Here is an 8879-nt window from a genome sequence, read left to right as displayed (position 1 = left end):
CCCAGCCACAGTGCCGCCTCTGCCAGGCACACGCCCGGCACCGGCCCACCCTGGCGCCCGATCAGCCAGGCCAGGCCCCGCCGCAGACCGGTGACGTCGGCGCTGGCCTGCCAGCGGGCCCAGGCATACCACAGGCCGGGAAAGACCATTAGGGGCACGCCGGTCCACTTGCCGCCCATCGACAGGCCCATGAACAGGCCGGCCAAGACCAGGTGCACGCGCGCGCCGCGCCGGGCCGCCAGCGCCCACTGCCAGAACGCCAGCGCCAGCGAAGCGGCCATGGCCATGTCGAGAATGGCAATGCGCGCCAGCACGAACCAGATGAAGTTGGTGGCCATGAACAGCGCGAACAGCACGGTGCCGCGCGCCGAGAGACTGGCCCACCAGAACGCGCGAATCGCGGCGTAAAGCCCGATCACGCCATAAAGCGCGTTGAAGAACCGCCAGCCAAAGGGGTTGTCACCCCAAGTCATCATGCCCAGCGCGATCAGTTCCTTACCCAGCAAGGGGTGTTCGGGATTGAGCCGGCTGGACAGGGCGATGAGGTGGCGGGCTGCCGGCAGGTAATGCACTTCATCGAACATGATCTTGGATGGCGTGCCCAGGCGCCAGAAGACCAGCACGGCAAAACAGGCCACGATCGCCAGCACGGCGCGGATCGGATCGGGTTCGGATGCGCGCGGGGGCAGCGGAATGGGCTGGGTCATTGACCGGGCGCGATACGCCAAATGGCCCCGCCGGTGCAATGGCCCCTGCCCCTGCAACGCCTTGCATGGTCGGGCCGGCCAAACTAAGGCTGCGGGCCATGAAACGCACCACCGGACAAGACCGCTCGATCACCCAATCCTGGCGCCCGGCCACCAAGGCCGTGCGCGGTGGCACCTGGCGTTCGGAAATGGGCGAAACGTCCGAGGCGCTGTTCCTGACCTCGGGCTATGCCTATGACGATGCGGCCACGGTGGCCGCGCGCTTTGCCGGTGAACAACCGGGCATGACCTATTCCCGCCTGCAGAATCCCACCGTGGCCATGCTGGAAGAGCGCATTGCCCTGATGGAAGGGGCGCAAGCCTGCCGCACCCAGGCCAGCGGCATGGCCGCGATGACCACGGCCCTGCTCTGCCAGCTTTCCGCCGGCGACCATATCGTGGCGGCCAAGGCTGCGTTCGGTTCGTGCCGCTGGCTGGTGGAAAGCCTGCTGCCGCGCTTTGGCGTGGAAGGCACCCTGATCGACGCGACCGACAATGCCGCGTGGGAAGCGGCGATCCGGCCCAACACCAAGGTGTTCTTCTTTGAAAGCCCGGCCAACCCGACCATGGGCATCGTCGACATGGAATATGTCTGCACCTTGGCCAAGGCCCATGGCATCACCACGGTGGTGGACAATGCCTTTGCGACCTATGCCCTGCAGCGCCCGATGGAATTCGGCGCCGACGTGGTCGCCTATTCAGCCACCAAGATGATGGACGGCCAAGGGCGCGTGCTGGCCGGCGCGGTGTGCGGCAGCCAGGATTTCATCGACAACGTGCTGCTGCCGTTCCAGCGCAACACCGGGCCCAACTGCGCCCCGTTCAACGCCTGGGTCGTGCTCAAGGGCCTGGAGACGCTGGACCTGCGCATCCAGCGGCAGAGCCAGAATGCCCAGAAGGTGGCCGAATTCGTCGAAGCGCGCGTGCCGACGATCCTTTACCCCGGCCTCAAGAGCCATCCCCAGCATGACCTGGCGATGCGCCAGATGAGCGCGGGCGGCACGATCTTCTCGATCGTGCTGGATGGCGGCCGCAGCCAGGCCCATGGCCTGCTCGACGCGCTCAAGCTGATCGATATCTCCAACAACATCGGGGATTCGCGCTCGCTGATGTGCCACCCTGCCACCACCACCCACCACGGCGTGGGCCCCGAAGGCCGCGCCGACATGGGCGTGGGCGAAGGCATGCTGCGCCTCAACGTCGGCCTGGAAGACCCGGATGACCTGATCGAGGATCTCGACCAGGCGCTCAGGGCGGTGGGGCTGTGATCAACCCTTTTTTCCCTGTCCCATCGGCCGTTTGACATGCTGACGTTGCCGCCTAAGGTGCCCGCCAACGGGGCTTTGGACCGGAGCGAAAACGTGCTGGCGGAAGCCCACCTTTCTGCCATCGTGCAATCATCGAACGATGCCATCATCAGCAAGGCGCTGGATGGCACCGTTCTCACGTGGAACCCGGCGGCCACCCGCATCTTCGGGTTTAGCGAAGCAGAGATGGTGGGCCAGTCGATACGCCGCGTGATCCCGGCCGATCGCCAGGCCGAAGAAGACGACATCATCGCCCGCATCGCGCGGGGCGAACAGGTGCAGAGCTTCGAGACGATCCGCCAGCGCAAGGATGGCAGCCAGTTCCACGTCTCGCTAACCGTGTCGCCGATCCTGGCCGCCGATGGCACGGTGGTGGGCGCCAGCAAGATCGCCCGCGACGTGACCCGGCGCCACGCTGCGCTTACTGCCCTGGCCGAGCGCGAACACCGTCTGCAGATGCTGGCCGACAACATCTCGCAGTTGACCTGGGTCACCGATCCGTACGGCATCCTGCTGTGGTTCAACAAGCGCTGGTACGATTACACCGGGCTGAGCGAGGACCAGTGCGTGGGGCAGCGCCGGCTTTCGGTGCACCATCCCGATCATCTGGAACGCGTCGTCTCGAAATTCTACGGCGATATCGCTGCCGGCCGCGAATGGGAGGATACCTATCCCTTGCGCGGGCGCGATGGCAGCTATCGCTGGTTCCTCTCGCGGGCCAAGCCCATTCGCGACGAGACCGGCCGTATCGTCAACTGGTTCGGCACCAATACCGACGTGACAGAGATGCTGGAGAAGGAAGAGCAGATCCGCCTTCTCCTGATGGAAGTGAACCACCGGTCGAAGAATATGCTGGCGGTGGTCCAGGCGCTGGCGCGCCGCTCGGGCGGGGGTGATCCCGAATTCCTGCGCCGCTTTGAAAACCGCCTGTCGAGCCTGTCGGCCAATCAGGACTTGCTGGTGAAGCGCGGCTGGCAGCATATTCCCATGGCCGAGTTGGTCGACGCGCAACTGGCGATCCTCGATCGCGACAGCCGCGCACTGGTCAAGGTCTGTGGGCCAGACATGCTGCTGTCGCCGCGCACGGCCGAAATCGTCGGCATGGCGCTGCACGAGTTGGCGACCAATGCGCTCAAATATGGCGCGCTGTCACAGCACGGTGGGCAGGTGTGGCTCTATTGGGAGGATCGCGCCGACCGGTTCGTGGTGGAATGGCGCGAACGCGGCGGGCCACGGGTGACTCCGCCGGAAAATTCAGGGTTTGGCACCACGTTGATCCGGCATATCCCGTCGCGCAGCCTCAAGGCAGAGGTGACGCTGGACTATGCGCCCGATGGGCTGGCCTGGCACCTGGATTGCGACGCGACGCTGGCGCGCACGCTCACGTCCTGATCCAGCCCTTACCTGGCTGGCGTGGCAGCGGCACGCTGGGCGCGCCACTGCCTTGCGCGGTCAGGCCTGGTCGGTGGTGCCGGCCAGGCGCGCTTCGAGCGCGGCGATGCGGGCCTTGAGCGCTTCTGCCTCTTCACGGGCGGTGGCGGCCATTTCCTTGACCGCGGCAAATTCCTCGCGGGTGACATAGTCAAAGCCGCCGAAAACCTCGCGCGCCTTTTCCCGGGCGGTTTCGCCCGCTTCGCGGCCCAGCCCGGCCAGCGTACCGGCGGCGCTGTTCAGCACCTTGACGAAATCGGCGATCATCGGGTTTTCGGTCTGCATGGCGGCCCATCCTGGGGTTGAACGTCTTGCCGCCTACATGGTGTGGACGCCGACGAACCGCAAGCGCCCAATGCAGTTATCCCTGCTGGAAATCGATGTGCACGGCGGCCGGTGCTGGCGCCATTGCCCCATCGGCACCAGGATTGGCCTGGATAAACTGGAAATTGAGAAACGCGGCAAAGCATACCCAGGCAAGATATGGCGCCAAAAGCCAGCCCGCCGCAGGCCGCACCCGCCAGAACAGATAGAGCGTGAGCGCCACCAGCGGGATCAGCGCCAAGATGATTCCCTGCGCCACGACCATGCGATGCAGCGCAAAGAACACCGGGCTCCACGACAGGTTGAGCAGCAGTTGCACGATGAACGCCACCACGGCTACTGGCCGCCCCGGCGCGCCACGCGCGGCCAGGACCATGGCCAAGGCCAGCCCCATTGCGAGGTACAGCAGGCTCCACACGATGCCAAAGGTTACCGGCGGCGGAAAGATCGCCGGCTTGACCAGCGCGGCAAACCACGGGTTGTCAGGCCCGCTGCCAGCCGAGCGGCCGGACAGGAAACCCAGCCCCAGCACCAGGGGAATGGTGAACAGCGACCAGCGGATCAGGCTGGCGCGAAGCTGCGCGGGTGAAGCAAGGTAACGCATGGTGTGGTTTTACGTCTGCCTCAAGCAAATGGTTCCGGAAGGTGCCCGGCCCCGTGAACGGTATGGCAAGTGTCGTCGCTCTAGGCAATTGGCGAGGGAATCTCATTCCGAAACGCATTTATAAGGAATTCTACGTTGCCCTCTGGCCCGGTGATCGGGCTTTCGACGATGCCTTCCACCATCCAGCCCCCGCTTTCCAGCCAGTCGCGCACCTCGGCACAGACGCGGGCATGCAGCGCGGGATCGCGCACCACCCCGCCCTTGCCCACTTCGGCCCGGCCCACTTCGAATTGCGGCTTGATCAGCGCGACCAGGCGGGTGGGCCGCGCCGCCAGCGCCAGTGGCACCTCCAGCACCTTGGCCAGAGCGATGAAGCTGGCATCGCACACCACCCAGGTGGCCGGCCGGTCGATATGCGCGGGCGTCAGGATACGCGCGCTGGTTTGCTCCAGAACGGTGACACGCGGGTCCTGGCGCAGCTTCCACGCCAGCTGATTGGTGCCTGAATCCACCGCAAAGACATGCGCTGCGCCCTTTTGCAGCAGCACATCGGTAAAGCCGCCGGTGGAACTGCCGATGTCCATCGCCACCACGCCCGCCGGATCGAGGCCGAAATGGTCGATCGCGTGGGCCAGCTTGATCCCGCCGCGCGATACCCAGGGATGATCGCGGCCGCGCACCTCGATCTGCGCATCGACGGGCACGGCTTGCCCGGCCTTGGCCACCTTGGCCTGGCCAACATAGACCAGCCCAGCCAGGATCAGCGCCTGGGCGCGGGCACGGCTTTCCGCCAGGCCGCGTTCGACCAGCAACTGGTCGATGCGCTGCTTGGACGCAGGTTTGGCACGCGGTGCCGGATCGGGCGAGGGCGTTCGGGTTGTGGTCACGACCGCTTCCTTCCATAAGCCGGGCATGAAGATCAACCGCGCCGCCCGGCAAGGGCGCAATTCTCCGCCGCGAAATTCCCTCTGGGCCGGGCTTGGCGCCACCACGCTGGCGATGTTGGCCGCTGGCTGCGCCTCGCAAGCGGTGATTCCGCCTGCGCCGGTGCGCCCTGCCCCCGCGGCGGCGCCACCATCAGCGCCGCCACCCATGGCCAGTGCGCCCACCGATTGGCGCGATCTGCCGCAAACGCCGGGCACCTGGCGCTATGCCAATGGCCTCGCGCAGTTCGGCCAGCCCGGCGTGGGCGCGGTCTTTGCCATGGAATGCCGCCAGGGCCAGGTCACCCTGCGCATCGCTGGCGCCGCCAGCCAGCCGGTGCCCGCCACGATCACCACCACCAGCCAGCAACGCGCGATGAGCGCGGTGCCGCTCGATACGCAGACCCTGGCGATCACCCTGCCCGCGCGCGACAACCTGCTCGATGCCATGGCGTTCAGCCGGGGGCGCTTCATGGTGGATGTCAACGGCCTGCCCGCCCTGGTATTGCCCGCATGGGCAGAAGTGGGCCGGGTGATCGAGGATTGCCGCTGAAACCCCCGCAAAACCGGGGCTTTGACGCTTATCCTGGCCGTCTCGACGCAGGCGCGAAGCGACGATTTTGACGGCAAAATAAATGAATGCAAGTCTTGTTGTTTGGCCTCTGATTGCGCACATAGATCACAAGGTTGGTGAGCGGCTCTGAAACCCTCCCGGCCCAGCTGTTCGGAACGCCCCGGGCAGCGACTTTGGCTCAACAGCGCGAAAGGAGGTGATCCGATGTCTCATGGTTCAGCAGAGAGGTCGGCATTCCGCAGCGCGAGGCATTATCGCTGATTTCCAGCACAGCGATAAAGGCTTCGTGAGCGGCACTTCCGGCCGCTGACCATGCGAAGGGCCGCTTCGGATTGCCGAGGCGGCCCTTCACATTTATTTCTTTTTCCTTGCGTTAAACGCAACAATCGTTCAACGGGCGAATCACCGATTCCCTATCTTCAAGGATGATTGTGCCATGGCGACCACCGCCGCGCCTGCGTTGCGCTTTACCCGCGTTCCCCATCCCGCACCCGCTGCGGCCGATGTGCGCGCGCAGGTACTGGCCAATCCCGGCTTTGGCACCAAGTTTTCCGATCACATGGTCTCGATCGACTGGTCGGAAAGCGAAGGCTGGCACAACGCGCAGATCCTGCCCTATGGCCCGATCGCGCTCGATCCGGCGGCAGCCGTGCTGCACTATGCCCAGGAAATCTTTGAAGGCTTGAAGGCCTATCGCCTGGCCGATGGCGGCATTGCCCTGTTCCGCCCGGAAGCCAACGCCGCGCGCTTCAATGCCTCGGCCCGCCGCCTGGCCATGGCCGAAATCCCCGAAGACCTGTTCATCGCCGCGGTTGAGCAACTGGTGCTGACCGACCAGGACTGGTTCCCCACGGTCGAAGGCGGCTCGCTCTACCTGCGCCCGTTCATGTTCGCATCCGAAGCATTTCTGGGCGTGCGCCCGGCCAAGGCCTATCGCTTCATGGTGATCGCCAGCCCCGCCGGCAACTATTTCAAGTCGGGCTCGCCCGCCGTGTCGATCTGGGTGAGCGACTATACCCGCGCGGCGCCGGGCGGCACGGGCGCGGCCAAGTGCGGCGGCAACTATGCCGCCAGCCTGGTGCCCACCGCCGAAGCCTTTGCCCGCGGCCATGACCAGGTGCTGTTCCTGGATGCGGCCGAGCACAAGTGGATCGAAGAACTGGGCGGCATGAACCTGTTCTTCGCGTTCGACGATGGCTCGATCGTCACCCCGCCGCTGGGCGGCACGATCCTGCCCGGCATCACCCGCGAAAGCCTGATCGCCCTGGCGCGCGAGGAAGGCCTGACCGTGCGCGAGGAACGCTATAGCCTCGACCAGTGGCGCGCCGATGCCGCATCGGGCAAGCTGGTGGAAACCTTTGCCTGTGGCACGGCCGCGGTGGTGACCCCGGTGGGCAAGGTGGCCGATCACAACGGCGAATTCACCATCGGTTCGGGCGGCCCGGGCCAGTTGACGCAAAAGCTGCGCCAGCGCCTGGTCTCGATCCAGCGCGGCGAAGCGGCCGATAGCCACGGCTGGGTCAAGAAGATCGCCTGATCGCGCTTGCCGCCGCGCCAGCCCCCGCTTATCCCCCAAGGAAACGGCGGGGGATGCGCGTGGCGAAATTGACACTGGAACAAGGGCTTTTCCGGCTCAACCGGCTGACGGCCGTGCTATCCTGGCTGTTGCCGGTGAGCGGCGTGATGATGGCCATTGCGCTGGTTGGCACCAGCACCATCGACGGCATGCGCGCGTTGCCCTCGGTCATGGCCCCGGCGGCCATCCTTGGGGTGATCGCCGCCCTGCTCGCCATCATCCTTTCCAGCATGTGGCTGTCGCGCGCCAATGCCAACCTGCGCGCGGCGGGCCGCAACCTGAAGCACGGCGCCGTCATGGCCTGGCTGTGGACCTTCGTGCCGGTGGCCGGGCTGTTCAAGCCCTATGACGTGATGCGCGAGATCTGGCGCGAAAGCGTGTTGCACGATGGCCAGATCACCGGGCAGGATACCGCCACCCTGCCGCAATGGTGGGGCGCCTGGCTGGTGGCGATGATCGGCATGAACCTGAGCAACCGCGCCGGGATCGAGGCCACCGAGTTTGGCCGTTTCGTGCTGGTGCCGGTGGTCGCCGTGGCGGGTTTCGCGGCGTGCATCTTGCTACGCAGCCTGGTGCGCACGGTGAACCATGCCCAGGCCAGCCTGGCGCAGGCCGCCGTCTTTGCCTGACCACGCCGGCCGCATGTACTGAACTAAGGGACGGCTCGCCCACATCGGCAATCGCGCCGATAGGCTGGACATGGCCGATACCCCCATCTTCCCCGTCACACGCGCCGCAGCACTCGAACGCCTGGCGCAGTTCGTGCCGCATGCCGGGGTGGACTATGCCAGGCGGCGCAATTTCGACCAGGGACCAGGCCATCACGATGCAGTATCGCGCCTGTCGGCCGCGCTGCGCCGCCGCGTGGTGAGCGAGGCGGACGTGGTCGACGCGGTAGTGGCGGCCCACGGCCCCGATGCGGCAGCCAGCTTCATCAGCGAGGTGTTCTGGCGCACCTATTGGAAAGGCTGGCTGGAACAGCGCCCGGCGATCTGGACACGCTATCTGGCCGGGCGCGATGCCGCGCGACAGGCGCTGCGCCGCGATACCGATCTGGCTGAGCGCCATGGCGATGCCGTGGCCGGCCATACCGGCATCGACGCATTCGACCATTGGATGGGCGAACTGGCGCAGACCGGATACCTGCACAACTGGGCGCGCATGCAGGTCGCCTCGATCTGGATCTTTACCCTGGGCCTGCCGTGGGAGCTGGGCGCGGCGCATTTCCTCGACCAGTTGGGCGATGGCGATCCGGCATCCAACACATTGTCGTGGCGCTGGGTGGCGGGCCTGCACACGGCCGGCAAGGCCTATCTGGCCGATGCCGAACGCATTGCCGCAATGACCGGCGGCCGCTTTGCCCCCAAGGGCCTGGCCAGCACAGCCACGATCCC

10 protein-coding genes are annotated in these 8879 nt (G+C 66.0%); 6 read left to right on the top strand and 4 right to left on the bottom strand.

Annotated features, from left to right (window positions below; genetic code table 11):
• The coding region (locus H926_RS27505; protein WP_022676769.1) for a phospholipid carrier-dependent glycosyltransferase at positions 1–707 on the bottom strand (707 nt) is incomplete at its 3' end.
• A 98-nt stretch (positions 708–805) separates the two neighbouring features.
• On the opposite strand from H926_RS27505, the gene H926_RS0113410 reads away from it, so the two are divergent.
• Both H926_RS0113410 and H926_RS0113405 read left to right on the top strand, forming a co-directional pair.
• Entirely contained in the window at positions 806–2014 is a 1209-nt protein-coding gene (locus H926_RS0113410; protein WP_022676768.1) for a PLP-dependent aspartate aminotransferase family protein, read from the top strand.
• Between the two features lie 93 nt (positions 2015–2107).
• The gene (locus H926_RS0113405) at positions 2108–3445 is read left to right on the top strand and encodes a PAS domain S-box protein (RefSeq protein WP_028657978.1); all 1338 of its coding nucleotides are present in this window, start codon (positions 2108–2110) and stop codon (positions 3443–3445) included.
• A 60-nt stretch (positions 3446–3505) separates the two neighbouring features.
• Here H926_RS0113405 and H926_RS0113400 read toward each other — a convergent pair whose 3' ends face one another.
• The 3 genes from H926_RS0113400 to H926_RS0113390 form a co-directional block, all read right to left on the bottom strand.
• A complete protein-coding gene (locus tag H926_RS0113400; RefSeq protein WP_022676766.1) occupies positions 3506–3769 on the bottom strand; it encodes an accessory factor UbiK family protein in 264 nt (87 codons plus the stop codon).
• A 76-nt stretch (positions 3770–3845) separates the two neighbouring features.
• Positions 3846–4412, bottom strand: coding sequence for a TspO/MBR family protein (locus H926_RS0113395; protein WP_022676765.1), 567 nt, complete (start codon positions 4410–4412; stop codon positions 3846–3848).
• Positions 4413–4492: 80 nt separating this feature from the next.
• Positions 4493–5299: a TlyA family RNA methyltransferase gene (locus tag H926_RS0113390; RefSeq protein WP_028657977.1), complete on the bottom strand. Its 807-nt coding sequence runs from the start codon at positions 5297–5299 to the stop codon at positions 4493–4495.
• Between the two features lie 205 nt (positions 5300–5504).
• On the opposite strand from H926_RS0113390, the gene H926_RS0113385 reads away from it, so the two are divergent.
• From H926_RS0113385 to H926_RS0113370, 4 genes are all read left to right on the top strand, one after another.
• Positions 5505–5888: a hypothetical protein gene (locus H926_RS0113385; RefSeq protein WP_148291744.1), complete on the top strand. Its 384-nt coding sequence runs from the start codon at positions 5505–5507 to the stop codon at positions 5886–5888.
• 457 nt (positions 5889–6345) lie between these two features.
• Positions 6346–7446: a branched-chain amino acid aminotransferase gene (locus H926_RS0113380; RefSeq protein ID WP_022676762.1), complete on the top strand. Its 1101-nt coding sequence runs from the start codon at positions 6346–6348 to the stop codon at positions 7444–7446.
• Between the two features lie 53 nt (positions 7447–7499).
• Positions 7500–8114, top strand: a complete 615-nt coding sequence (locus tag H926_RS30880; protein WP_022676761.1) for a DUF4328 domain-containing protein — start codon at positions 7500–7502, stop codon at positions 8112–8114.
• Positions 8115–8184: 70 nt separating this feature from the next.
• Positions 8185–8879, top strand: a 695-nt coding sequence (locus H926_RS0113370; protein WP_022676760.1) for an FAD-binding domain-containing protein, incomplete at its 3' end; no start/stop codon positions are given.

It is taken from the genome of Novosphingobium sp. B-7 (assembly GCF_000410615.1).
Taxonomy (GTDB): Bacteria; Pseudomonadota; Alphaproteobacteria; order Sphingomonadales; family Sphingomonadaceae; genus Novosphingobium; species Novosphingobium capsulatum.
The sequence above is the reverse complement of the archived record's forward strand: the minus strand, read 5'-3'. Positions and strand labels throughout refer to the sequence as shown.